Source organism: Pseudarthrobacter sp. MOO14 (assembly GCF_058267675.1).
This window is the reverse complement of record NZ_CM177849.1, coordinates 1,948,127-1,971,234: the sequence shown is the minus strand read 5'-3', so window position 1 is coordinate 1,971,234 and position 23,108 is coordinate 1,948,127. Positions and strand designations below refer to the sequence as shown.

Genomic DNA, 23,108 nt, shown 5'->3' with positions numbered 1-23,108 from the left:
TTTTGCGACGCCGGCTGAGTGCTTTTCCCCAGTCAGTACCAAGCACGTGGAACCGGCGTCCGGACCGCAGCCTCAAAACTGAAATGGGATCCAATGAGCCAAAAAGCAGCACCCCCCGTGGGCACCGCGGGGCGTGAAACATCGGAACAGAAGCCGCCGGCAATGGCCGGAACCGGCCACGGAACAGGCAGCCCGGAGGCCAGGACCCGGGTCAACAAAACTGTCTTCCTCGGCTCCGCCATCGGCGTGGTGGGCATCGCGCTTTGGGCGATTCTTGCCAAGGACAACGCCGACGCCGTCATCGGGTCCATGGTGGGCTGGGTGTCCACCAACATGGGCTGGTACTACTTCCTGATCGTCACCGCCGTGGTCATCTTCGTCCTGGTCGCCGCGCTGTCCCGGGTGGGCAAGACCAAGCTCGGGCCGGACCACTCCAAGCCACAGTTCGGGATGTTCACCTGGGCGGCCATGCTGTTCGCGGCAGGCATCGGCATCGACCTGATGTTCTTTTCCGTGTCCGAACCCGTCAGCCAGTACCTTGCCCCGCCGCAGGGCGAAGGGGGTACCGCGGAAGCCGCACGCCAGGCCCTGGTGTGGACGCTGTTCCACTACGGCGTCACCGGCTGGGCCCTGTACGCCCTGATGGGGCTCGCCCTGGGCTACTTCTCCTACCGCCACAACCTGCCGCTGAGCATCCGCTCGGCGCTCTACCCCATCTTCGGCAAGAAGATCGAGGGGCCCATGGGGCACGCGGTGGATATCGCCGCCCTGCTCGGCACCATCTTCGGCATCGCCACATCCCTGGGCATCGGCGTCGTCCAGTTGAACTACGGGCTGAACTTCATGTTCGGCATTCCGGAGAACCTGGCCGTGCAGATCGGGCTGATCGTGCTGTCCGTGGTGATGGCAACGGTCTCCGTGGTGTCCGGCGTCGAAAAGGGCATCCGCCGGCTCTCGGAACTGAACGTCGTCCTGGCGGTGGCGCTGATGCTGTTCGTGCTGGTAACCGGGAAGACCAGCTTCCTGCTGGACGGGATCGTCCAGAACGTCGGCGACGTCATGAGCCGGTTCCCGGGCATGACTTTGGATACCTTCGCCTATGACCGTCCCACCGACTGGATGAACGCCTGGACCCTGTTCTTTTGGGCGTGGTGGATCGCCTGGGCCCCGTTCGTTGGCTTGTTCCTGGCCCGGATCTCCCGTGGCCGCACCATCAGGCAGTTCGTCCTGGGCACCATGACCGTTCCGTTCATCTTCATCGTGCTGTGGATCTCCATCTTCGGAAACTCCAGCCTCGACTTGATCATGAACGGCAACGCAGCGTTCGGCGAGGCGGCCATGAGCCACCCGGAGCGCGGCTTCTACAGCCTGCTGGAGCAGTTTCCGGCCGTCCCGGTTACCGCCGCCGTGGCCACGTTCACGGGCCTGCTGTTCTATGTGACCTCTGCCGATTCCGGCGCGCTGGTCATGTCCAACTTCACCTCGCACCTGAAGGACGCGGACTCGGACGGTCCCGAGTGGATGCGCGTGTTCTGGGCCGTGGCCACCGGCTTGCTGACCTTGGCCATGCTGACCGTTGGCGGCGTGACCACGCTGCAGAACGCCACGATCGTCATGGGGCTGCCGCTGTCCCTGCTGCTGGTGCTGATCATGCTGGGCCTGTACAAGGCCCTCCGCGTGGAGAATTCGCTCAACGACAGCTACCGGGCGAGCCTGCCCGGCATCATTACCGGCCGGGCGGCGGACCAGCGTGCCGGCCGGACCTGGCGGCAGCGGCTGGTCCGGGCCATGAACTATCCCGGCCGCAAGCAGACCATCCGGTTCGCCGAAACCGTGGCCATTCCGGCGCTGGAGGAAGTGGAAGCGGAGCTGCGCGAGCAGGGCGCCGAAACAACCCTGGCCATCACCACGGTGGAGGCCTGCGGGATTCCGAGCATCGACCTGCAGCTGGCCATGGGGGAGGAACGGGCGTTCAAATACCAGATCTACCCGGTCCGGTACGAGACCCCCAGCTACGCCACCCGCCGGGCGGATCCGGATGACCACTACTACCGGATGGAAGTGTTCGCACAGGAGGGAAGCCACGGCTACGACCTCATGGGCTACACCAGGGAACAGGTCATCACGGATGTCCTGGACCACTACGAACAGCACCTCGAATTCCTGCACCTGAACCGTGCAGCGCCCGGAATCACCCTCCTCGTGGAGGACCAGGTGGCAAAAGACAATTGGGAATCCGACTTCGACATGCAGGAGGAAACTAAGTGAGCACGTCAACGCTTTTCATCGGCGGCAGTTGGGTTGCAGCGTCCGACGGCGGCACCCGGGACATCCACTGCCCCGCGGACGGGCAGCTGGTCGGGACCGTTGCGGAAGCAACAGCAGGGGACGCCGAGCGCGCCGTGCACGCGGCCAGGACGGCGTTCGACGCCGGGGAATGGGCAGGCACCTCGGCACTGGAGCGGGGCTCGTTCCTGCTGGGGGTCGCCGCCAGGCTGCGGGAACGGAAGGATGACTTCGCCCGCGCCGAGACGCTGGACACCGGCAAGCGACTGGTGGAAAGCGAAATCGACATGGACGACATCGCCAACTGCTTTGAGTACTTCGGCAAGCTGGCCGGCCAGGACTCCGGACGGGTGGTGGACGCGGGCAGCCGCACCGTGGTCAGCCGGATCGAATACGAGCCCGTGGGCGTGTGCTCGCTGATCGCGCCGTGGAACTACCCGCTGCTCCAGGCCGCCTGGAAAATTGCGCCCGCCCTGGCCGCCGGCTGCAGCTTCGTCCTCAAACCCAGCGAACTGACGCCGCACACCTCCATCCTGATGATGGAAGTCCTGCAGGAACTGGGCCTGCCCGCCGGCGTCGCGAACCTTGTCCTGGGCGACGGCAAGATCGTGGGGCCCGTCCTCTCCGGCCACCCTGAGGTTGACCTGGTCTCCTTCACCGGCGGCCTGGAGACCGGGAAAGCCATCGCGGCCTCGGCAGCTGCCACCGTCAAGAAAGTGGCGCTGGAACTGGGCGGCAAGAATCCGAACATCATCTTCGCGGACGCCGACTTCGACGCTGCCCTGGACAACGCGCTCAACGCCGCGTTCGTGCACTCCGGGCAGGTCTGCTCCGCCGGTGCACGCCTGGTGGTTGAGGAGTCCATTGCGGAGAAGTTCGTGGCCGAACTGGTCCGCCGGGCCGAAAAGATCCGGCTGGGTGGTCCGTTCGATCCCGACGCCGAGACCGGCCCGCTGATCTCTGCCGCGCACCGGGACAAGGTCACCGCCTACGTGGAGAAGGGCATCGCCGAAGGCGCCCGGCTGCGGTGCGGCGGCGCCTGGGGCGGCGGGGAGCTCGAAAAGGGCTTCTACTACCTGCCCACCGTCCTGGACCAGGTCAAGAGCGGCATGTCCGTGGTGGTTGACGAGGCGTTCGGGCCGGTGGTCACGGTGGAAACCTTCAACACCGAGGCGGAGGCCATCAAGATCGGCAACGACACCCACTTCGGCCTGGCCGGTGCCGTCTGGTCCCAGGATGCCGGGAAGGCCCAGCGGGTTGCCCGGGCGCTGCGCCACGGAACCATCTGGATCAACGATTTCCACCCCTACCTGCCGCAGGCGGAGTGGGGCGGCTTCGGCCAGTCGGGCGTGGGCCGCGAACTGGGCCCCACCGGCCTGGCCGAATACCAGGAAGCCAAGCACGTCTACCAGAACATCGATCCGCAGGTCACCGGCTGGTTCAGCGACCATGCCGCCGCTGCAGAGGGGAAGTAGGACACATGGCAAGCGAAGCAAAGACAGAGTTCGACTACATCGTGATCGGCGGCGGTTCCGCCGGCGCCGCCGTGGCATCCCGCCTGAGCGAGGACCCGTCGGTGGACGTTGCCCTGGTGGAAGCCGGGCCGGATGACCGCAACATTCCCAAGATCCTGCAGCTGGACCGCTGGATGGAGCTGCTGGAATCCGGCTACGACTGGGACTACCCCATCGAGGAGCAGGAGAACGGCAACTCCTTCATGCGGCATGCCCGCGCCAAGGTGATGGGCGGGTGTTCCAGCCACAACTCCTGCATTGCGTTCTGGGCGCCCCGGGAAGACATTGACGAGTGGGAGAAGAAGTTCGGCGCCGCCGGCTGGAACTCCGAGACGGCCTACCGGCTGTACAAGCAGCTGGAAACCAACGAGGACGCCGGCCCGGACGCGCCGCACCACGGCGACAGCGGCCCCGTCCACCTCATGAACGTTCCGGCCACGGACCCCACCGGCCGCGCCATGCTGGAAGCCTGCGAACAGGCGGGCATCCCCAAGGCACACTTCAACACCGGCGACACCGTGATCAACGGAGCGGGCTTCTTCCAGATCAACCGCCGCGCCGACGGCACCCGGTCCTCCAGCTCGGTGTCCTACATCCACCCGATCATGGACCGGAAGAACTTCACCCTGCTGACCGGGCTGCGCGCCAAGGAACTGACGTTTGACGGGACCAACCGCTGCACCGGCGTGGCCGTGGTGGACAACGCCTTCGCCAAAACACACCAGCTCACCGCAAGGTCCGAAGTGATCGTCTCCACCGGCGCCATCGATTCGCCCAAGCTGCTTCTGCTGTCCGGGATCGGCCCGGCCGCGCAACTGGAAGAGTTCGGCATCCCCGTTCGCGTTGATTCCCCCGGCGTGGGCGAGCACCTGCAGGACCACCCCGAGGGCGTCATCCAGTGGGAGGCCAAGCAGCCCATGACCAAGACGTCCACCCAGTGGTGGGAGGCCGGCATCTTCACCACCACCGAAGAGGGCCTGGACCGGCCGGACCTGATGTTCCACTACGGGTCGGTTCCGTTCGACATGCACACCCTGCGCCAGGGCTTCCCCACCACGGAGAACGGCTTCTGCCTGACCCCCAACGTCACCCACGCCCGCTCCCGCGGGACGGTGAAGTTGCGCAGCAAGGACTTCCGGGACAAGCCCAAGGTGGATCCGCGCTACTTCACCGATCCGGACGGCCACGACATGCGCGTCATGACCGCGGGAATCCGCAAGGCCCGCGAGATCGCCGCGCAGCCTGCACTCGCCGACTGGGTAGGCACCGAGCTGTACCCGGGCGACGCCATCCAGACCGACGAGGAGATCGCCGACTACATCCGCAAGACCCACAACACCGTGTACCACCCCGCGGGGACGGTGCGGATGGGAGCGGCCGACGACGACATGTCGCCGTTGGATCCCCAGTTGCGGGTCAAGGGCGTCACCGGCCTCCGGGTGGCCGATGCGTCCGTGATGCCCGAGCTGACCACCGTGAACCCGAACATCACCACGATGATGATCGGCGAACGCTGCGCGGAACTGGTCCGCGCGGCACGCACCGCCTGATCCACACGGCCTGGCCAAAAGGGCGGCTCCCTCCGGGGGAGCCGCCCTTTGCCGTACCCGGCCGGCCGGCTATTCGCGCCCTTCGGACACCCAGGTGGGGTTCGCGGACCGGGACCCGACGACGGCGTCCGACGCCGCGGCAAGGACGGCCAGGTGGGCCGGGGTAAGGTCCAGGCCCAGGGCGCCAAGGTTCTCGTCGATCCGGGCCGCCTTCCGGGTCCCGGGGATGGGGACGACGGGCAGGCCAAGCTGCTTGCCTTGGGCGAAGAGCCACGCCAAGGCAACCTGCGCCGGCGTGGCGTTCAGCTGTTCCGCGACGGACCGGACGGTGTCCACCACTGCCTGGTTGGCGCTTGCGGCATCGGGGGCGAAGCGCGGGATATTCCGGCGGAAATCCTTCTCGCCCAGGCTTGACGTATCCACGGTGCCGGTGAGGAAGCCGCGGCCCAGCGGGGAGTAGGGGACAAAGCCCACACCCAGCTCTGCTGCGGCAGGAACCACGTTGCGTTCCACATCCCGGCTCCAGATGGACCACTCGCTCTGGACTGCGGAGATCGGGTGGACGGCGGAGGCGTCCCGGAGTTCCTGCGCCGTCACCTCGGACAGGCCCAAGTGCTTGACCTTGCCCTGCTCCACCAGCTCCGCCATGGCGCCCACGGTTTCCTCGATGGGGACCCTGACGTCGCGGCGGTGCATGTAGTAAAGGTCGATGACGTCGGTGCCCAGCCGCTGCAGGCTGCGGTCCACAGCCTGGCGTACGTATTCCGCGTCGCCCCGGATGTCCGTGTAGCCGTCCGCGGGGGTGCCCACCAGCGCGAACTTGGTGGCCAGCTGGATCTCGGCCCGCCGCTCCTTGAGGAGCTGGGAGATCAGCTCCTCGTTGCTGCCTCCGCCGTAAATGTCCGCGGTGTCGATGAAGCTGACACCGGCATCGACGGCGTGGTGCAGCGTCCGGAGCGCCTCAGCGGGGTCAACGTCGCCGTAGACCGGGGTGAGGGCCATGCCGCCGAAGCCCAGGGGGCTGACGGCCAGGCCGTCGCCGAGCTGGACCGGGTGGCCGTGGTCAGTGGGGGTGTGTGCCATGGGTGCTCCTGTTCGGTTCCTGCAGTGTGGAGTGGTGGTCGTTTACAGCCAGGGGATGATCCGGTCGGCCGCCTGCCGGTCGACCTGGATCAGCCGAGCGTTTGCTTCATCGGGTCCGGTGGCCCAGGCCAGGGCGGCCGCACGGTCCATGCCGAATGACACGTGCCGGTCCACCAGCCGCTGCAGGCGGAGTGCGGGCGGAGTTTCGAGGAACCATACTTCGTCCAGCTGCGCCCGCACCTCCTTCCACGGCTCCTGCCCGGCCAGCAGGTAGTTGCCCTCGGTGATGACCAGCGGGACGTCCGCGGGCACCGCAATCGAGGCAGCCACCGGCTCGTCCAGGGTGCGGCGGAACTCCGGTGCGTACACTACGGCCTCGTCCCGGCGCGCCAACCGGCGCAGCAGCGAAAGGTAGCCCCCGCCGTCGAACGTATCAATGGAACCTTTGCGCTCCCGCAGCGGCGTCCCCTCGATGATCGCGTTGCCCAGGTGGAAGCCGTCCATCGGGACCACCACCGCCGTGCCGGGGCTGAACTGCTCCTGCAGCCACGCGGCAAACGTGGACTTCCCGGATCCCGGCGCGCCGGCGATGCCCAGGATGGTGCGCGTCTCCGGGGCCAGCCTGCGCCGGAGCGCATCGACTGCCTGCACGATCTCGGGGGAGTCCATGGCAAGAGCCTAGTCACTGCTGCGCGCGGCTGCCTGGTCCTTCGCGGGAAGCGCCTTCAGGCCGGCGGCACAACCCACGATGCCGGCAATGAACAGGAGCTTCAGGACGCTGAAGGGCTCCACGCCCGTGATCATCGCCCAGCCGACCGTCAGTGAAGCACCGATGCCCACCCAGACCGCGTAGGCCGTGCCAAGTGGAATGCTCCGGATGGCCATGCCCAGGCCCAGCATGCTCAGGGCCGCCGTGACGGCGAAAACGACGGTGGGGAGGGGCTTGCTGAAGCCCTCGGACAAGCCCAGGGCGGTGGCCCAGACAGCTTCCAGGACCGCGGAGGCCAGAAGGACCAGCCAGGGAACTGAGCGTTTCACGGTTACGCCACCACCTTCAGGCCGACCACGCACGCGGCGATGCCGGTGAGCAGCGCCAGCCGGGCCGCCGTCGGGCGTTCAACCCTGGTGGCCATGGCGTAGGCGGAGGTCAGGACCACGCCGACCCCTACCCAGACGGCGTAGGCCGTTCCGGTGGGGATGGACTGCATGGCGATGGCGAGGCCGCCGGTGCTCGCCGCGACGGCCAGCAGGAACACGGCCGCGGGCGCGATGCGGCGGCGGCCGGAAACCTGGGCGGACCGGTGCAGGGCGGCTGCCCAGACGGCCTCGAGGGCGCCGGAAAGAAGAAGGATTATCCACGACATGACCAGATCCTTTGGCCAGTCTTGTCGCGTGCCGGGTACTGAACCGTCGTCCGGAGGCTCTGGTGCGGAGCCTTGGATTCCAGCGTAGCAACGCACGACGCCGGGGGGCCAGCGATGGTGCCCAACCTCACCATGCGGGGGGAGGGGGCTTTACCCGGCGGGCTCCAGCGGGTCGACCGACACCACTGCCAGGAAGCCCCGGCCCAGGATCTCCGGGCTGTTGTCGTCCGAACCGGCCACGGCGTCGTAACGGCCCAGTTCCACCGGGTTGGTGTCCGCCTGCCCGCTGCCGCCTTCACTCACCACAGCCTGACCCTGCAGCAGCACCGCCAGTTGGCCATCGAACACCGGATGCGCCCGCTTCTTGGACAGCTCGATGATGGAGGTGTACCCCTTGTATGCCGCGGCGCGGGTGATGACGTTCAGGTCGCGGATGTCTCCGGTGGGCAGTGACCCTGTTGTGGCCGCGCCGCCGTCGAACCGGAAGGGACGGTATTTCTCCAACGGCTGCTCTGCTCCGTCCACCGTGAGCAGCAGCAGTTCACCCTCGATCACGGTCAGGACCCGTTCCATGCCGGGGAACGCGGAGAAGTCACCTGCCTTGGTGACGTCCGCGATGCTCACCCGCCAATCCCAGCCGCCGTCGGACGAGCCCTGGCGCGCGATTTCCCTCGTCACCCCGCCCCCGTTGCGCCATGGTTCGGCCTTGAGCCCTGCGAAGCGGATGATCTGCATCCGCCCAGCCTAGTTCCCAAGCCCGGCAGGTTCAGGGTCCGGCGTCGCAGGTTGCGTCCCGTCCTGCTAATCTCCTCCGGGGGGTCATCACGAAAACAGCCTGAAGGAGCCGGGAATGTTCGTCAAAGTGTGTGGTCTCAGTACGCCCGAATCGGTCCGCGCGGCGGTGGAAGCAGGGGCCGACGCCGTAGGTTTCGTGCTCACCGCCAGCCCCCGGGTGGTCTCGCCCTCCCAGGCCGCCTCCCTCTTGTCGGAGGTGCCCGCTGGAGTTCGCCCGATTGGCGTGTTCCGCGACGAACCCGTGGTGGACGCCGTCGCCATTGCCCGGGCGGCGGGCCTTGAATGGATCCAGCTGCACGGGAACCGTTCCCGGGCGGACGTGGCAACGGTGCATAATGCCGGCATGAAGCTGGTCCGGGCCATCACCATGGGTGCCTCCGACGATGAATTCGAAGACTGGGGCGAGGACCTGCTCCTGATCGATGCGGCGGCGCCGGGCTCCGGCGAGTCCTGGGACTACGCCTCCGTGGCGGCGTTGCCGGTGCTGCAGGGCCGGGACTGGCTGCTTGCCGGCGGCCTGGACGCGGCCAACGTTGGCCAGGCCTCGGCCGCTGCCCAGGCCTGGGGCGTGGACGTCTCCTCGGGCGTCGAAGCGACCCGCGGCGTGAAGGACCTGGCAAAGATCCGTGCCTTCGTGCAGGCCGCCAAGGCACCTGCCGCGGTATAGCGCTGCGCTCAGGGCAAGATCAGGGGAGTCCCCTACCTTTTTGCCGGAGGTCCGGGGGCAGAATGGGTTCATGAAGACACTTCTGAACATCATTTGGCTTGTTTTCGGCGGCTTCTGGCTTGCCTTGGGCTATTTCCTTGCGGGCGTGGTCTGCTGCCTGCTGATCGTCACCATCCCGTGGGGCATCGCGTCCTTCCGGATCGCGGCCTACACGCTCTGGCCCTTTGGCCGGATGGTGGTTGACCGGCCCGGCGGCAACGGTGTCTTCTCGCTGCTGGGCAACGTGATCTGGTTGCTCGTTGCCGGCATCTGGATCGCCGTCGGCCATGTGCTCACGGCGTTCGCCATGGCCATGACCATTGTGGGCATCCCGCTGGCCATCGCCAACCTCAAGCTGATCCCGGTGTCCCTGATGCCACTGGGCAAGCAGATCGTGCCTTCCAGCAGGCCGTTTGCCAGCAACTACCGCTAAGGGTCAGTGCTCCGGCGGCAGTGGCCGGAACGCCCCGTTCCGCAGGATGGCCACGGACCCGCTGTCATCCAGTTCGGCCGCGATGTCCACGTCCTCCGTGTAGCCGGCACCTGTCAGTTCGCGGCCGCTGGAACACCGCAACAGCACCTCACGCAGCCGCGGCTCGGCGGCTTCGAAAACGGCCATCGCCGCCACGGCTTCCGGAGCATAGCCGTGCCTGCCGTCGCCGGCTTCGTAGCCGCCCTTCCCGGCGGCTGCCAGCCCTGCGATGAAAGCCCCGGCCCCGATCTGGTCTTCCACGGCGGCCCGAAGGGTTCGGTCCTGCCACCGCTCACCGGCCGCAACCACCGCCACCACCGCGTCGCCGGGAAGGTTGGCCGCGACCCAGTCCGCCGTGGCCGCGGCGTTGCGGAGGCATACCGAGGCCACCAGTGGAACCTCGCCTGCCAGCTCATGGCACAGTTCAGAGCCGTTGGGGGATGGCAGGACGATCCGGTCCAGCGTTTCTGCGCTGCGCAGGCTTGCCGGTGAGAGGCTCAGCCCGCCGCCGTCCCGGGGGCCCGCCAGCTGGGCGTGGTGGTGGGCGGCGAAGTCTTCGGCCCGGGTATCGCGCCACGGGAAGGGGAAGACCTCGGCCTTCCGGTCCAGGGCCACGCTGACGCAGGTGCTGAAGGACAGGACGTCCACCACCACCGCGATGTCCGCTCCCGGGGCCACGGTCCTGGCGCCGTTCAGTCCCCAATCAAGCCGCACCTCGAAAGGGAGCTGACGGTGCGCGGCGTTCGCCGAGTGCGTGTGCCGCGGCGTGGAGCGGGGAGCGTTCATGCCAGTTCGCCTTTCAGGTTGCGGTGCGCGGCGTGCAGCCACAGTTCCTTGGCGCGGCGGTGGTGGAAGAGCGGGTCCAGTTCCAGCAGGTGACGCACGACGGCGGTCCGGCCGGCAGCGAAGTCGGCGTCACCGACGTGCGCGTAGTCCTTCCTGACGGCCGCGACGTAACGGGCGTACTCCTCCGGGTCCCCGCCCAGGACTGACAGGTCCGCGTCACTAAGGAGGGCGCCGTCGTCGTCGCCGGGTTCGGGCCGGTGGTCCGATGTCAGCAGGACCAGCCGGACCACCTCTGCCACGTCCGACTCCGGCAGGCCGGCCGCGGTGAGCCGGTCCTCGGCCAGCCGGGCGGATTCTTCCTCGTCCTGTCCCGGCGTGCCCCGGTACACGGCGTCGTGGAACCAGGCTGCCAAGAGCACGGTGCGCGGTGCCTCGGCCGGCTCGGTGAGGAGGTCCAGTGCCTCCAGGACGGAGAGCAGGTGGGTGCAGCCGTGGTAGTGCCGGTGGGGTTCGCTCCAGCGGTCCAGCAGGTCCAGGAAGAGGGCATCGTGCCCGGGCATGATGGCTTCCCAGCGGTTCAGCAGCGGAACTTTCAGCGATTTGTTCCGCCGGCGTGCCGGTATCCGCAGTCCGCTGGCGATCAGCTTGCGGACCAGGAGCCGGGCTTCCACCGGGACGGCCCCCGCCGCCACCAGTTCATCAAAGCGGCGCTCCGGCACGTCGTAGTGGTCGCCGTCGAACGCCCGCTCGGGGATTCCCGAGGCGGCAGCGAACACATGCAGCTCGTCCAGCGATGTGTCGGACACCAGGTGCGAGAAGTGCGTACCGTGTGCAGGCCACAATGGCGGGTCGATGTAGATGGCCATGGAAGGAGTCTAGTGCTGGCGCGTGGCGGTTATCCGCTGGACCGGCACGCCAGCCATATTACTCATTTGCGCCGCGATAGCACTCAACTAGTTGCATTTGCGGACTAAGATTGCCGCATGGCCCTTATCCGCGTTTCCGAAGCCGCCCGTTTCCTGGGCGTGAGCGACGATACCGTCCGCCGGTGGACGGACCACGGAACACTGACGCCGTTCCGGGACGACTCCGGCCGGCTCGCCGTCGACGGACTGGAGCTTGCCACGCATGCACGGAAGCTGGCCCAGCTCCCGGATGATCCGCAACGCGGCGGCAGCTCGGCCCGCAACCGGTTCGTCGGCCTGGTCACGAACGTCATCGCCGACAAAGTCATGGCCCAGGTGGAGCTGCAGTGCGGGCCCTTCCGGGTGGTATCCCTCATGAGCAGCGAGGCGGTGCGCGATCTGGGGCTGGAGCCTGGTGCCGTCGCCACTGCAGTGGTCAAGGCAACAACAGTCATCATCGAATCCCCGAAAGGCCGGGCCACCGCATGAGCAAGCAAACTGTCCGCCCAGCCGGGTCCACCATCCGGGCCGCCGTCCTCCCGCTGGCGGTACTCTTACTGGCCGTCCTCTCCGGCTGCGCGCCGGCAGGCGGCCCGGCCACCGGCACCACTTCCGCTGCGGCTGCCGGCTCCGGCCCGCCAACAGGAGCCATCACGGTCTTCGCGGCAGCCTCCCTCAAGGCCACCTTCACCGAGCTGGCGCACACCTTCGAAAAAGAAAACCCCGGAACCACGGTCACGTTGAGCTTCGCGGGATCCTCTGACCTTGCCAGCCAGATCAACCAGGGCGCCCCCGCGGACGTCTTCGCCTCGGCGGACACGGCCAACATGAAGAAACTGCAGGACGCCGGCCTGGCTGACGGCGCACCCCGCAACTTCGCCACCAACACCCTGGCCATTGCGGTTCCGCCGGGCAACCCGGCCGGAATTTCGGCGCTCAAGGACCTGGCACGGCCGGGCATCAAGCTGGTGGTCTGCGCCACACAGGTCCCGTGCGGGGCAGCGGCGGCAAAGGTGGCGGGCACGGCAGGAATTACGCTGGCTCCCGTCAGCGAGGAAAACGCCGTCACCGACGTCCTGGGCAAGGTCACGTCGGGCGAGGCCGATGCCGGCCTGGTGTACGGCACGGACGTCAAGGCAGCCGGCGCCAAGGTGGACGGCATCGAATTTCCGGAGTCGCAGGGCGCCGTCAATACGTACCCCATCGCCGGTGTGGCCAGTGGCCGGAACAAGGCCGCAGCGCAGGCCTTCATTAGCCTGGTGACCGGCGCGGAAGGGCAAAAGCTCCTCGCTTCGGCTGGATTCGGGCCCGGTGGACAGTAATGACCGGAACCACCCGCGCGGCAGTAGTGTGGGGCCAGGCACACACCGTGCGCTAAGCCGGGGGCGCCCCCGGTACACCCGTCCAGATACCCGTAGTTCCAATCCAACGTCCGGAGGAAACGCATGGCCCACGCGGAGAACAGCATCGTCATCGACCGGCCTGCCGGGGAGGTCTATGACTTCCTCGCCGACGGCCTGAACAACACCGCATGGCGTGAGGGCGTGAAATCCATCTCCCTCCGGGAGGGCGGTGTGGGTGAAGTGGGAGCCGTCTACAACCAGACCCTGTCCGGTCCCAAGGGCCGTCCCATCCAGGGTGACTACAGGATCACGGCGGCCCAGCCCGGGCGCCTGCTGGCCTTCGAAGTGGTGGCCGGTCCTGCCCGCCCCACCGGCACGTACACCCTCGCCGGGGACGGCGGCAGGACGACGGTAACGTTCAGCCTTGAGGCCAAGCTGCCGCTCCTGATGCGGGTCCTGGATTCGATGGTCACCAGGACCATGGAAGCCGAGGTCGCCCAATTGTCCAAGCTCAAGCAGGTACTCGAAAGCCGCTGAGCCAGGCAAACACGAAAGGTACCAAAGTGGTCGGGCAAGGCTATTCCGGCGTTCCCGGCTGGGTCCGCGCACTGGCTGTTGTTGCCGCCGTCGTAGTGCTGCTCCCGCTGCTCGCCATGGTGCTGCGGGTGGACTGGGCCCGGTTCATTCCGCTCGTGACCTCGGACTCGTCCCTGACGGCGCTGGGACTGAGCCTGCGGACCTCCGCGGCCAGCACCCTGCTGTGCATTGTGCTGGGGGTCCCCCTGGCGTTGGTCCTCGCCCGGGATACTTTCCGGCTGCAGGGGCTGCTGCGTTCGCTGGTGCTCCTGCCGCTGGTGATTCCCCCCGTGGTGGGCGGCATCGCGCTGCTTTACACGTTCGGCCGCCAGGGCCTGCTGGGGCAGGCCCTGGACGTGCTGGGCCTGCAGATTGCCTTCTCCACCACCGCGGTGGTCCTGGCGCAGACGTTCGTGGCGCTGCCCTTCCTGGTGGTCAGCCTGGAGGGAGCCGTGCGCACCTCAGGCTCCCGCTACGAGGCCGTGGCCGCCACCCTGGGCGCGCGCCCGGGCACCGTCTTCCGGCGGGTCACGCTGCCCCTGGTCCTGCCCGGACTCGCTTCGGGCGCTGTCCTGTCTTTCGCCCGCAGCCTGGGTGAGTTCGGTGCCACACTGACGTTTGCAGGCAGCCTTCAGGGGGTGACCCGCACCCTGCCGCTGGAAATCTACCTGCAGCGGGAAACCGACCCGGACGCGGCCGTCGCCCTGTCGCTGGTGCTGGTGGCCGTAGCCGTGGCGGTGGTGGCGCTCGCCTATCGCCGGCCTGCAGCCCGCAACGGAGCGGGAAAACGGACGACGACGCCGGCGCCGGCAGGAGGGAACGGCCGGTGACGTTGTCCTTCCGGGCAGCCGTGGCCGGGCGGGGATTCGACGTGTCCTTGACGGTCGGGCCAGGCGAAACCGTAGCCGTGATGGGTCCCAACGGCGCCGGAAAGTCCACCCTGCTGTCCAGCATTGCCGGGCTGCTGCGGCCGGACAGCGGCAGGGCAGAACTCAACGGAAAGGCACTGTTCGACCTCGACGGCGGCAACCGCACCTGGGTGCCGCCGCACCATCGCGGAACCGCCCTGCTCGCCCAGGAACCGTTGCTCTTTCCGCACCTGAGCGCGGTGGACAATGTCTCCTTCGGGCCCCGCAGTGCCGGCATTCCCAAACGGGAAGCCCGGCAGCGTGCCCTGGGCTGGCTGGCCGACGTTGAAGCAGAAGGCCTGGCTGGCCGCCGCCCCGCCGAGCTCTCCGGCGGCCAGGCCCAGCGTGTTGCCGTGGCACGCGCGCTGGCCGCGGATCCTGCGCTCCTCCTGCTGGACGAACCCCTCGCCGCCCTCGACATCCACTCCGCCCCGCTGTTGCGCCGCCTGTTCAAGCGCGTCCTCGCGGGACGGCAGGCCATCATCGTCACCCATGATGTCCTTGATGCGCTGATGCTCGCGGACAGGGTGGTCATCCTGGAGAACGGCAAGATTGCCGAGGATGGCCCGACCCGGGACGTGCTGGAACGCCCGCGCAGTGCGTTTGCCGCCGGCCTGGCCGGGCTGAACTTCGTCCCCGGAACGCTGGACGGGGCCGGGGTGCGCACGGAGGAAGGCCTGCGGATCGCCGGCCACGGCGATGAACAGGTGCCTTCCGGGCAGGCCGGGGTGGCCGTGTTCCCGCCGTCGGCCGTTTCCGTGTTCCTCACCGACGCGCACGGCAGCCCCCGCAATTCCTTCGCGGTGGCCATCAGCGACCTTGAGCCGCACGGCGACCAGATCCGCGTCCGGGCCGGCGGCCTGGCTGCCGACATCACGCTGGCGGCGTCGGCGGACCTCGGCCTGGTGCCGGGGATGACGGTGCACTTCGTGGTCAAGGCGGCCGCCGTTTCCGTCTACGGGACCTAGCGCTGCGTGGCAGGACCTCCGGCTCTGGACAGCAGTTTCGCCGTGGGCAAACATGGCTGGAGAGCCTCGTCCTGAAAAGTTGAGCGTAGTACACTCAACTTAGTTATCAAGCCCCCGAAAGGAGCCCTCTTTGGACGTCAAATTCACCACCAAGAGCCAGGAGGCTCTTTCCGCTGCGGCAATGAATGCCTCCACCGCCGGCAACCCGCAAGTGGAACCGGCCCACCTGCTCAAGGCGCTGATGGACCAGCGGGAGGGTGTGGCCGTCGCACTCCTCCGCGCCACCGGTGCCGATCCCGACGCCGTCAGCGTCCAGGCCAGCAGCGCCATCAAGGCCCTGCCCGCCACGTCGGGGGGCTCCAGCCAGCAGGCGCAGCTGAGCAGGCCGGCCCTGCAGGCCATCCAGAACGCGAAGGAAGAAGCGGACCGGCTGGGCGACAGCTTCGTGTCCACCGAGGTGCTGCTGCTGGGCCTCTCGGCCGGCAATGACGCCGCCGCCCGGCTGCTCCGCGACGCCGGCGCCTCCCGTGAGGCACTCCTTGCTGCCTTGCCGGGGGTCCGGGGGGACCGCAAAGTGGACAGCGCCGATCCCGAAAACACCTTCCAGGCCCTCGAAAAGTACGGCACGGACCTCACTGCCATGGCCCGGGCAGGGAAGCTTGACCCGGTGATCGGACGCGATTCCGAGATCCGGCGCGTGGTCCAGGTCTTGTCCCGGCGGACCAAGAACAACCCGGTGCTGATCGGCGAGCCCGGCGTCGGAAAGACCGCAGTGGTGGAAGGGCTGGCCCAGCGGATGGTGGCCGGCGACGTTCCCGAAAGCCTGCGCGGCAAGACGCTCATCTCCCTGGACCTCGGATCCATGGTGGCCGGCGCGAAGTACCGCGGTGAGTTCGAGGAGCGGCTCAAGGCTGTCCTTGAGGAGATCAAGGGCTCCGAGGGCCAGATCGTCACCTTCATCGACGAGATCCACACGGTGGTGGGTGCCGGCGCCACCGGCGATTCCTCCATGGATGCCGGCAACATGCTCAAGCCCATGCTGGCCCGTGGCGAGCTGCGCCTTATCGGCGCCACCACGCTGGACGAATACCGCGAAAACATCGAAAAGGATGCCGCCCTGGAACGCCGCTTCCAGCAGGTCTACGTCGGCGAACCCAGCGTGGAGGACACCATCGGCATCCTCCGCGGCCTCAAGGAACGCTACGAGGCACACCACAAGGTGTCCATCGCGGACTCCGCCCTGGTGGCCGCCGCCACCCTGTCCAACCGCTATATTTCGGGCCGCCAGCTGCCGGACAAGGCAATCGACCTGGTGGATGAAGCCGCGTCCCGGCTGCGCATGGAGATCGACTCCGCTCCGGAGGAAATCGACCAGCTGCGTCGCCAGGTGGACCGGCTCACCATGGAGGAGCTTGCGCTGGAGGGAGAGACCGACGCCGCTTCGGTGGAACGGCTCGCCGCGCTCCGCGCCGACAAGGCGGACAAGGAAGAGGAACTCTCGGCTCTGAACGCGCGATGGGAGGCCGAGAAGGCCGGGCTCAACCGGGTGGGCGATTTGAAGGCCAAGCTGGATGAGTTGCGCTCCGCAGCTGACAAGGCCCAGCGCGAGGGCGACCTGGAGACTGCCTCCCGGATCCTGTACGGCGAGATCCCGGCACTCGAGCGCGAATTGAACGCCGCGGCCGAGGCGGAGGCGGCCGTGACAGACAAGCCGGCGCAGATGGTGGCCGAGGAGGTGACGGCGGAGGACATCGCCGAAGTCATCTCGGCCTGGACCGGCATTCCCGCCGGCCGGATGCTGCAGGGCGAAAGCCAGAAGCTGCTCCACATGGAGGAGGAGCTGGGCAGGCGGTTGATCGGCCAGTCCAAGGCCGTGGCTGCTGTCTCCGACGCCGTCCGCCGCGCCCGTGCCGGGATCAGCGACCCCAACCGCCCCACCGGCTCTTTCCTGTTCCTCGGTCCCACCGGCGTGGGCAAGACCGAACTGGCCAAGGCCCTGGCGGACTTCCTGTTCGACGACGAACGCGCCATGGTGCGCATCGACATGTCCGAGTACGGCGAGAAGCACAGCGTGGCCAGGCTGGTCGGGGCGCCTCCGGGCTACGTCGGCTACGAGGAAGGCGGACAGCTCACCGAGGCGGTCCGCCGCCGCCCGTACTCCGTGGTGCTGCTGGATGAGGTGGAGAAGGCGCACCCCGAGGTGTTCGATATCCTCCTGCAGGTGCTCGACGACGGCCGCCTCACCGACGGCCAGGGACGCACCGTGGATTTCCGCAATGTCATCCTGGTGCTGACGTCCAACCTGGGCAGCCAGTTCCTGGTGGACCAGACCCTGGACCCCGAAACCAAGCGCAATGCCGTCATGGCCACCGTCAACGCGTCCTTCAAACCCGAGTTCCTTAACCGGCTCGACGAAGTGGTCCTGTTCGACGCCCTCACGGTGGAGGAACTCGCCCACATCGTGGAGCTGCACGTGGCCGAACTGGGACGCCGCCTCTACGAACGTCGGCTCACGCTCGAGGTCACCGACGGCGCCAAGGCGTGGCTGGCCCTGTCCGGCTACGATCCGGCGTACGGTGCCCGCCCGCTGCGCCGCCTGGTGCAGCGCGAGATCGGCGACCGGCTGGCCAAGGCCATCCTGGCCGGGGACATCAGCGACGGCGATACCGTCCTTGTAGATACCGCGGCGGACCTTGGCGAACTCACCGGGGGTGCGGTGGACACGCTGACGGGCGCCCCCAGCTCGGGTTTGTCAGTTCGGCGGAAAGACTAGCCGGCAGGCTCACGCACAGGCGTGCTGCCCGGACGGATGGACCGTCAGGGCAGCACGCTGGCGGTGATCACGTTGCCGGTATCGGCGGTGACGTAGCAATCCACCCGGCGGTCGCCCGAATCCCAGCTGGTGGTGCTGGGGAAGCTGCGCTGGTAGTTCAAGTGGAACTGGTTGGCTGCGGGTCCGAGCGTGGCCGCCTGGCAGGCCTCCAGGGCCTTGGCCTTGAGCGGGTCAGCCCCCGGGTAGGCGGCTGCGGCGGGGTAGCGGTACGTTGCCACCAACTGTGCCGAATGGCCGGTATCGCAGGCGACGACGGTGGAGGCCAGGGCTTCCGGATCGAAGTCCTTGAAGCAGTCGCCCACGGCATAGGCGGCGGGGGCCACTCCGTCGCGTGGAAGAGGCTGGGGAGTGGCCGGTGTTGTAGGGGTGGTTTGCAGCACTCCCGGCGCGTCGGCGGCGGATTTGTCCGTACCGGAGGATGAGTTCAACCACACGGCAAGCCACGTCAGCGAGCCGGCGACGGCTACGATCACGACGACGAGGAACACCTTCCAGGAGGTGGCCCTGTTGGCTGGGCGGTGCTGCGGGGGTTCCGGCACCCGTTGTGACCAGGTCACAGCTTCCGGGGCAGGCGCCGAACCATTGCCCCCGCTTGGGACCGCCGGCAGGCTGCCGGTGTGCGGCGGCGAGGCAGGCTTGGGCGGGATGTCCTGGTGGTTCACTGGTGCGCATCCTCCTGGGTTTGTGTTCCGCGGCTGGCCAACGGCCGGGCAAAACAGCCACTTCTTAAGTGACTCTACCGAAGAAAAATCCCGTGTTCCTGCGGGTCGAAGTGCATCATGGTACCCCACACCCCGCCCCGGGGCCCTGGGCGGCAAGCAGGGGCAGCCGAAAGCATGTAATCTAGGTGTACGACAAATTGACCAAACATTCCGGGGCCTCACCGATCGCCAAGGTGACCACCTCCGGTCCAAGTACAAAAGGGGGTCACGCCATGGGGCGCGGCCGTCAAAAGGCAAAAGCTACCAAGCAGGCTCGGGACATCAAGTACTACTCCCCGAACACTGACTACTCGGCACTTCAGCGTGAGCTGACGGGCCCAGGCAGTCGTTCAACGAGCCATTACTCGAATGAACCGGTCGAGCCGGACTATTCGGCTTATGTGGATAAGTACGCGGATGATTTGGATGACGATGACGACGAGGTTGACAGCCGTCGCATCGGTTAGTTGTCGTATAGCCGCCGTGGCCCCCGGTTTTCCAGGCCCTACCGCAGCTACGCGCTAACAAGCTCCGCAGGTGCTTTCCCGCAGTACTGGGATGGCACAGGACCTCCTTTTTAGTACCCGTTTTCGGGTGACCGCTGACATGAGGAAGCCCGCTGCTCTCCGGGATACCCGGTGGCAGCGGGCTTTCCCGCGTTGGTACCCTGACCGGATGACTGTTCGGACTACTTACGCCAATGGCGAGCCCTGCTGGGCGGATCTGCAGACCCCCGATGTCGCCACCGCCAAGGACTTCTACGCCAGGGTGTTCGGCTGGACCTACCAGGACTTTCCCACCCCGGACGGCCGCAGCTACGCGCAGGCCTTCATGAACGGCCGGCTGGTGGCCACCATCGCGCCGCAAGGCCCTCTGCAGCCGTCCGGCACGCCGGCCCGGTGGAACATCTATTTCGCGGCGTCGGACGCCACAACCCTCCTTGACGATGCCGCTTTTGCCGGCGGGACCGTCGAGTTCGGGCCGGAGCAGGTGGGCTCTACCGGAGTGTTGGCTTTCCTCGCCCCGCCCGGCGGCGGCACCACCGGGATCTGGCAGGCCGGTACCCACCACGGAAGCCACCTCTTCAACGAGCCGGGTGCGCTGGCCTGGGCCGAACTGTCCACGCCCGGGCCGCAGGCCGCCGTCGGCTTCTTCCAGCAGCTGTTCGGGCACGAGGTCACCGAATATCCCCAGGACGACGGCGGCAGCTACAGCACGCTGCTCATCAACGGTGCCGAGGTGGCTGGCGTCGTTCCTGCCGAAGAAGGCGAGGAAGCGACCTGGCAGATCTACTTTGGCGCAGCGGACGTCTGCGCTGCGGCCGCGGCAACGGTCCAGGCCGGGGGAGAGGTGCTCGTGGAACCGGATGAACATCCGGCTGACGGTTCACTGATCACCATCAGTGACCCTCAGGGCGGCATCCTCAGCCTGATCCAGGCCAGTTAACAACAATGGGGTCCCCCACCGTGCGGTGCGGGACCCCAAATGCTTGCGGCTTTAGGCGTAGGCGTTGACCATGCGGACGGCGCCGCCATCCACGCCCTTGGCGCCCTGGACGTAGTCGGGGCCGGACTTGGAAATTGCATCCGAGTCCTCCGTAACCGTGCCCATGACCCAGGATGGCAGGCCACGGTCGTTCAGGCGCGCCACTGCGGCGTCGGCGGCGTCGGGGGACACGATGGCCACCATGCCCACACCGAGGTTCAGGGTGCGCTCGAGATCGGGCAGCGGAACATTGCCCAGTTCGGACACGAGCTTGAAGATCGCGGGCAACTCCCAGGTGGCGCGGTCCACCGTGGCTACCAGGCCCTGCGGGAGGACCCGTGCCAGGTTGGCGGCCAGGCCGCCGCCGGTGACGTGGCTGAAGCCGTGGACGGCGGCGCCGGCGCTGACCGGGAAGGCACGGGCCAGGTCCAGGCAGTCGGCTGCGTAGACGCGGGTGGGTTCGAGGAGTTCCTCGCCCAGCGTGCGTCCCAGTTCGGATACCTGGCGGTCCAGTGCCCAGCCGGCGTGGTTGATGACGCGGCGGACCAGCGAGTAGCCGTTGGAGTGCAGGCCGGAGGAGGCCATGCCGATCACCACGTCGCCGGCGCGGACGCGGTCCGGGCCAAGGAGTGCGTCGGCTTCCACGACGCCGGTGGCTGCACCGGCGACGTCGTATTCATGTTCGCCCAGCAGGCCCGGGTGCTCCGCGGTCTCGCCGCCCACCAGGGCGGTGCCGGCCACGGAACAGGCTGCGGCAATGCCGCGCACGATGTCCGCGATGCGTTCGGGGACCACCTTGCCGCAGGCGATGTAGTCGGTCATGTACAGCGGCTCGGCGCCTACCACCACGATGTCGTCCACCACCATACCCACCAGGTCGAAGCCGATGGTGTCATGGATGTCCATGGCCTGGGCGATGGCCACCTTGGTGCCTACGCCGTCCGTGGAGGTGGCCAACAGGGGCTTCTTATAGGTCAGGAGCCTGGAGACGTCGTAGAGGCCGGCGAAGCCGCCCACCCCGCCGATCACCGAGGAGTTGTGGGTTGCCTTGACGGCATCCTTCATGAGCTCGACGGCGCGGTCCCCGGCTTCAACGTCCACGCCGGCGGAGGCGTAGGTTATGCCGGAGTTCTCTGCGGCGGTGTTGGCGGAAGTCATACGGAGTCCTTCTTGTCGGCGCTGGTGGCGGCGTGTACGTCGGGCACGAGGTCGGCTTCGGTCAGCAGGTTTTCGAATTCGGCGTCCGGTCCGGAATCGCAGCCGGTGGCGCCGGCTTTCTCTGCCGGATCCTCCGCGGCATCAACGGCCAGGGCGGCCGTCTCGCCGGGAAGGGCGGCCGGAGACGGCTTGAGGCCGCCAAGGTCCGTGCGCTCCAGCAGGTTCTTGCCCAGCTTGTCGGCGTCCGGCAGCTTGATGGGGTACTTGCCGGTGAAGCAGGCGGTGCAGAGCCGTTCGCGGGGCTGCCGGGTGGCCCCGATCATGCCGTCCTCGGAGATGTAGGCCAGTGAGTCCGCACCGATGGCCTGGGAGATTTCCTCGATGGTGGCGCCGTTGGCGATGAGTTCCGCGCGTGAGGCGAAATCGATGCCGTAGAAGCAGGGCCACTGCACTGGCGGGGAGGAGATTTTGACGTGGACGGCTGCGGCGCCGGCTTCCCGGAGCATCCGCACAATGGCGCGCTGGGTGTTGCCGCGGACGATCGAGTCATCCACCACCACAACCCGCTTGCCGCGGATCACGGACTCGAGGGCGTTGAGCTTGAGGCGGATGCCGAGCTGGCGCAGGGTCTGCGAGGGCTGGATGAACGTGCGGCCCACGTAGGAGTTCTTGACGAAACCGTGCGCAAAGGGGATGCCGGATTCCTCGGCGTAGCCGACGGCGGCGGGGGTACCGGATTCCGGTACGGGAATGACGATGTCCGCCTGCTGCGTGTTTTCCCGGGCCAGCTGGCGGCCCATCTCCACGCGGGACTCGTAGACGGAGCGGCCGGCGATGGCGGCGTCCGGGCGGGCGAGGTAGACGTACTCGAAAACGCAACCGGCCGGCGTCGGCTCCGCGAACCGCTTGGACCGCACGCCGTCCTCGTCGATGGCAATGAATTCGCCCGGCTCGATCTCCCGAATGAAGCTGGCGCCGACGGTGGCCAGGGCGGACTGCTCGGAGGCCACCACCCAGCCGCGCTCCAGCCGGCCGAGGACCAGCGGACGGATCCCGTAGGTGTCGCGTGCGGCGTAGAGGGTTCCTTCGTCCATGAAGACGAAGCAGAAGCCGCCCTTGATCTTGGGCAGGAGTTCCGTGGCGGTTTCTTCGAGGGTCTTGCCCGGCTCGCCTTCAAGCAAAGCGGTGACCAGGGCGGTGTCGGAGGTGTTGCCCTGCTTCATTTCGCCGGTGAGCTGGCCGCCGTTGCGTTCGTTGATCATGGCGTTGAGCTCGGCGGTGTTGGTCAGGTTCCCGTTGTGTGCCAGGGCAACCGTGCCGGTGGAGGTGGCGCCGAGGGTGGGCTGCGCGTTGGCCCAGTGGCTGGCGCCGGTGGTGGAGTAGCGGCAGTGGCCCACGGCCAGGTGCCCGGTCAGGGTGTTCAGGGTGGTCTCGTCGAAGACCTGGGAGACGAGTCCCATGTCCTTGTAGACGTTGATCCGTTTGCCGTCGCTGGTGGCTATGCCAGCCGACTCCTGACCGCGGTGCTGCAGTGCATACAGCCCGTAATAGGTAAGTTTTGCTACTTCTTCGCCTGGTGCCCAAACGCCGAAGACGCCGCAAGCGTCCTGCGGGCCTTTTTCGCCGGGGAGAAGATCATGGGAAAGTTTTCCATCGCCGCGTGCCACTGATCGAT

At 67.5% G+C, this 23,108-nt stretch carries 23 protein-coding genes and 1 riboswitch; of the genes, 13 read left to right on the top strand and 10 right to left on the bottom strand.

Going from position 1 to position 23,108, the window contains the following annotated elements:
- The first annotated feature begins 93 nt into the window (after nucleotides 1–93).
- From betT to AC4EEV_RS09300, 3 genes are read left to right on the top strand one after another with little or no spacing between them, the layout of a single operon-like run.
- Nucleotides 94–2,268 (top strand): choline BCCT transporter BetT, encoded by a 2,175-nt coding sequence (gene betT, locus AC4EEV_RS09310; RefSeq protein WP_491330741.1) that lies wholly within the window; start codon nucleotides 94–96, stop codon nucleotides 2,266–2,268.
- Nucleotides 2,265–3,761, top strand: a complete 1,497-nt coding sequence (locus tag AC4EEV_RS09305) for an aldehyde dehydrogenase family protein (RefSeq protein WP_491330740.1) — start codon at nucleotides 2,265–2,267, stop codon at nucleotides 3,759–3,761. Before betT ends, AC4EEV_RS09305 begins: the two co-directional genes overlap by 4 nt.
- A 5-nt stretch (nucleotides 3,762–3,766) precedes the next feature.
- Nucleotides 3,767–5,350: a GMC family oxidoreductase gene (locus AC4EEV_RS09300; RefSeq protein ID WP_491330739.1), complete on the top strand. Its 1,584-nt coding sequence runs from the start codon at nucleotides 3,767–3,769 to the stop codon at nucleotides 5,348–5,350.
- A gap of 69 nt (nucleotides 5,351–5,419) precedes the next feature.
- Here the strand turns inward: AC4EEV_RS09300 and AC4EEV_RS09295 are convergent, their stop codons facing one another.
- From AC4EEV_RS09295 to AC4EEV_RS09275, 5 genes are all read right to left on the bottom strand, one after another.
- Complete coding sequence (locus tag AC4EEV_RS09295) at nucleotides 5,420–6,433, bottom strand: aldo/keto reductase (RefSeq protein ID WP_491330738.1); 1,014 nt, start codon at nucleotides 6,431–6,433, stop codon at nucleotides 5,420–5,422.
- Nucleotides 6,434–6,475: 42 nt separating this feature from the next.
- Entirely contained in the window at nucleotides 6,476–7,102 is a 627-nt protein-coding gene (locus AC4EEV_RS09290; protein WP_491330737.1) for a nucleoside/nucleotide kinase family protein, read from the bottom strand.
- 9 nt (nucleotides 7,103–7,111) lie between these two features.
- On the bottom strand, nucleotides 7,112–7,471 hold the full coding sequence (locus AC4EEV_RS09285; protein ID WP_018760815.1) for a DMT family transporter: 360 nt from the start codon (nucleotides 7,469–7,471) through the stop codon (nucleotides 7,112–7,114).
- A 2-nt stretch (nucleotides 7,472–7,473) separates the two neighbouring features.
- Nucleotides 7,474–7,797, bottom strand: a complete 324-nt coding sequence (locus tag AC4EEV_RS09280; protein ID WP_018760816.1) for a DMT family transporter — start codon at nucleotides 7,795–7,797, stop codon at nucleotides 7,474–7,476.
- A gap of 10 nt (nucleotides 7,798–7,807) precedes the next feature.
- Nucleotides 7,808–7,873: riboswitch (guanidine-III (ykkC-III) riboswitch) on the bottom strand.
- Between the two features lie 74 nt (nucleotides 7,874–7,947).
- Nucleotides 7,948–8,532 (bottom strand): HutD/Ves family protein, encoded by a 585-nt coding sequence (locus AC4EEV_RS09275; RefSeq protein ID WP_018760817.1) that lies wholly within the window; start codon nucleotides 8,530–8,532, stop codon nucleotides 7,948–7,950.
- Between the two features lie 115 nt (nucleotides 8,533–8,647).
- Between AC4EEV_RS09275 and AC4EEV_RS09270 the strand changes: the two genes are divergently transcribed.
- Nucleotides 8,648–9,259, top strand: a complete 612-nt coding sequence (locus tag AC4EEV_RS09270) for a phosphoribosylanthranilate isomerase (protein WP_491330736.1) — start codon at nucleotides 8,648–8,650, stop codon at nucleotides 9,257–9,259.
- 70 nt (nucleotides 9,260–9,329) lie between these two features.
- Nucleotides 9,330–9,731: a YccF domain-containing protein gene (locus AC4EEV_RS09265; protein ID WP_491330735.1), complete on the top strand. Its 402-nt coding sequence runs from the start codon at nucleotides 9,330–9,332 to the stop codon at nucleotides 9,729–9,731.
- A 3-nt stretch (nucleotides 9,732–9,734) separates the two neighbouring features.
- Here AC4EEV_RS09265 and AC4EEV_RS09260 read toward each other — a convergent pair whose 3' ends face one another.
- Nucleotides 9,735–10,556 (bottom strand): 2-phosphosulfolactate phosphatase, encoded by an 822-nt coding sequence (locus AC4EEV_RS09260; protein WP_491330734.1) that lies wholly within the window; start codon nucleotides 10,554–10,556, stop codon nucleotides 9,735–9,737.
- Entirely contained in the window at nucleotides 10,553–11,422 is an 870-nt protein-coding gene (locus tag AC4EEV_RS09255) for a DUF4031 domain-containing protein (protein ID WP_491330733.1), read from the bottom strand. Before AC4EEV_RS09255 ends, AC4EEV_RS09260 begins: the two co-directional genes overlap by 4 nt.
- 117 nt (nucleotides 11,423–11,539) lie before the next feature.
- On the opposite strand from AC4EEV_RS09255, the gene AC4EEV_RS09250 reads away from it, so the two are divergent.
- From AC4EEV_RS09250 to clpB, 6 genes are all read left to right on the top strand, one after another.
- Nucleotides 11,540–11,950 carry a TOBE domain-containing protein gene (locus AC4EEV_RS09250; RefSeq protein WP_491330732.1) on the top strand — a complete coding sequence of 137 codons (411 nt, stop codon included), beginning with the start codon at nucleotides 11,540–11,542 and terminating at the stop codon, nucleotides 11,948–11,950.
- Nucleotides 11,947–12,783, top strand: coding sequence for a molybdate ABC transporter substrate-binding protein (gene modA / locus AC4EEV_RS09245; RefSeq protein WP_491330731.1), 837 nt, complete (start codon nucleotides 11,947–11,949; stop codon nucleotides 12,781–12,783). Before AC4EEV_RS09250 ends, modA begins: the two co-directional genes overlap by 4 nt.
- Nucleotides 12,784–12,906: 123 nt before the next feature.
- Nucleotides 12,907–13,341 carry an SRPBCC family protein gene (locus AC4EEV_RS09240; RefSeq protein WP_491330730.1) on the top strand — a complete coding sequence of 145 codons (435 nt, stop codon included), beginning with the start codon at nucleotides 12,907–12,909 and terminating at the stop codon, nucleotides 13,339–13,341.
- A gap of 26 nt (nucleotides 13,342–13,367) precedes the next feature.
- Complete coding sequence (locus tag AC4EEV_RS09235) at nucleotides 13,368–14,210, top strand: ABC transporter permease (RefSeq protein ID WP_491330729.1); 843 nt, start codon at nucleotides 13,368–13,370, stop codon at nucleotides 14,208–14,210.
- Nucleotides 14,207–15,256, top strand: a complete 1,050-nt coding sequence (locus AC4EEV_RS09230) for a sulfate/molybdate ABC transporter ATP-binding protein (protein WP_491330728.1) — start codon at nucleotides 14,207–14,209, stop codon at nucleotides 15,254–15,256. Before AC4EEV_RS09235 ends, AC4EEV_RS09230 begins: the two co-directional genes overlap by 4 nt.
- Before the next feature lie 130 nt (nucleotides 15,257–15,386).
- Nucleotides 15,387–18,029, top strand: coding sequence for an ATP-dependent chaperone ClpB (gene clpB, locus AC4EEV_RS09225; RefSeq protein WP_491330727.1), 2,643 nt, complete (start codon nucleotides 15,387–15,389; stop codon nucleotides 18,027–18,029).
- Between the two features lie 44 nt (nucleotides 18,030–18,073).
- Here clpB and AC4EEV_RS09220 read toward each other — a convergent pair whose 3' ends face one another.
- Nucleotides 18,074–18,751: a septum formation family protein gene (locus tag AC4EEV_RS09220; RefSeq protein WP_491330726.1), complete on the bottom strand. Its 678-nt coding sequence runs from the start codon at nucleotides 18,749–18,751 to the stop codon at nucleotides 18,074–18,076.
- Nucleotides 18,752–19,023: 272 nt separating this feature from the next.
- Between AC4EEV_RS09220 and AC4EEV_RS09215 the strand changes: the two genes are divergently transcribed.
- Both AC4EEV_RS09215 and AC4EEV_RS09210 read left to right on the top strand, forming a co-directional pair.
- Nucleotides 19,024–19,257 (top strand): DUF3073 domain-containing protein, encoded by a 234-nt coding sequence (locus AC4EEV_RS09215; RefSeq protein WP_018760828.1) that lies wholly within the window; start codon nucleotides 19,024–19,026, stop codon nucleotides 19,255–19,257.
- Nucleotides 19,258–19,465: 208 nt separating this feature from the next.
- Nucleotides 19,466–20,236: a VOC family protein gene (locus tag AC4EEV_RS09210; RefSeq protein WP_491330725.1), complete on the top strand. Its 771-nt coding sequence runs from the start codon at nucleotides 19,466–19,468 to the stop codon at nucleotides 20,234–20,236.
- A 51-nt stretch (nucleotides 20,237–20,287) separates the two neighbouring features.
- Here the strand turns inward: AC4EEV_RS09210 and purM are convergent, their stop codons facing one another.
- Both purM and purF read right to left on the bottom strand, forming a co-directional pair.
- The gene (purM, locus tag AC4EEV_RS09205; protein WP_491330724.1) at nucleotides 20,288–21,433 is read right to left on the bottom strand and encodes a phosphoribosylformylglycinamidine cyclo-ligase; all 1,146 of its coding nucleotides are present in this window, start codon (nucleotides 21,431–21,433) and stop codon (nucleotides 20,288–20,290) included.
- On the bottom strand, nucleotides 21,430–23,100 hold the full coding sequence (gene purF, locus AC4EEV_RS09200) for an amidophosphoribosyltransferase (RefSeq protein WP_491330723.1): 1,671 nt from the start codon (nucleotides 23,098–23,100) through the stop codon (nucleotides 21,430–21,432). Before purF ends, purM begins: the two co-directional genes overlap by 4 nt.
- Nucleotides 23,101–23,108 lie beyond the last annotated feature (8 nt).

Excerpts from the sequence above, each read along its gene's own strand:
- betT (WP_491330741.1), top strand. The coding sequence starts at position 94 with ATGAGCCAAAAAGCAGCACCCCCCGTGGGCACCGCGGGGCGTGAAACA.
- AC4EEV_RS09300 (WP_491330739.1), top strand. The coding sequence starts at position 3,767 with ATGGCAAGCGAAGCAAAGACAGAGTTCGACTACATCGTGATCGGCGGC.
- AC4EEV_RS09295 (WP_491330738.1), bottom strand. The coding sequence starts at position 6,433 with ATGGCACACACCCCCACTGACCACGGCCACCCGGTCCAGCTCGGCGAC.
- AC4EEV_RS09290 (WP_491330737.1), bottom strand. The coding sequence starts at position 7,102 with ATGGACTCCCCCGAGATCGTGCAGGCAGTCGATGCGCTCCGGCGCAGG.
- AC4EEV_RS09280 (WP_018760816.1), bottom strand. The coding sequence starts at position 7,797 with ATGTCGTGGATAATCCTTCTTCTTTCCGGCGCCCTCGAGGCCGTCTGG.
- AC4EEV_RS09275 (WP_018760817.1), bottom strand. The coding sequence starts at position 8,532 with ATGCAGATCATCCGCTTCGCAGGGCTCAAGGCCGAACCATGGCGCAAC.
- AC4EEV_RS09270 (WP_491330736.1), top strand. The coding sequence starts at position 8,648 with ATGTTCGTCAAAGTGTGTGGTCTCAGTACGCCCGAATCGGTCCGCGCG.
- AC4EEV_RS09265 (WP_491330735.1), top strand. The coding sequence starts at position 9,330 with ATGAAGACACTTCTGAACATCATTTGGCTTGTTTTCGGCGGCTTCTGG.
- AC4EEV_RS09260 (WP_491330734.1), bottom strand. The coding sequence starts at position 10,556 with ATGAACGCTCCCCGCTCCACGCCGCGGCACACGCACTCGGCGAACGCC.
- AC4EEV_RS09255 (WP_491330733.1), bottom strand. The coding sequence starts at position 11,422 with ATGGCCATCTACATCGACCCGCCATTGTGGCCTGCACACGGTACGCAC.
- AC4EEV_RS09250 (WP_491330732.1), top strand. The coding sequence starts at position 11,540 with ATGGCCCTTATCCGCGTTTCCGAAGCCGCCCGTTTCCTGGGCGTGAGC.
- modA (WP_491330731.1), top strand. The coding sequence starts at position 11,947 with ATGAGCAAGCAAACTGTCCGCCCAGCCGGGTCCACCATCCGGGCCGCC.
- AC4EEV_RS09240 (WP_491330730.1), top strand. The coding sequence starts at position 12,907 with ATGGCCCACGCGGAGAACAGCATCGTCATCGACCGGCCTGCCGGGGAG.
- AC4EEV_RS09215 (WP_018760828.1), top strand. The coding sequence starts at position 19,024 with ATGGGGCGCGGCCGTCAAAAGGCAAAAGCTACCAAGCAGGCTCGGGAC.
- AC4EEV_RS09210 (WP_491330725.1), top strand. The coding sequence starts at position 19,466 with ATGACTGTTCGGACTACTTACGCCAATGGCGAGCCCTGCTGGGCGGAT.
- purM (WP_491330724.1), bottom strand. The coding sequence starts at position 21,433 with ATGACTTCCGCCAACACCGCCGCAGAGAACTCCGGCATAACCTACGCC.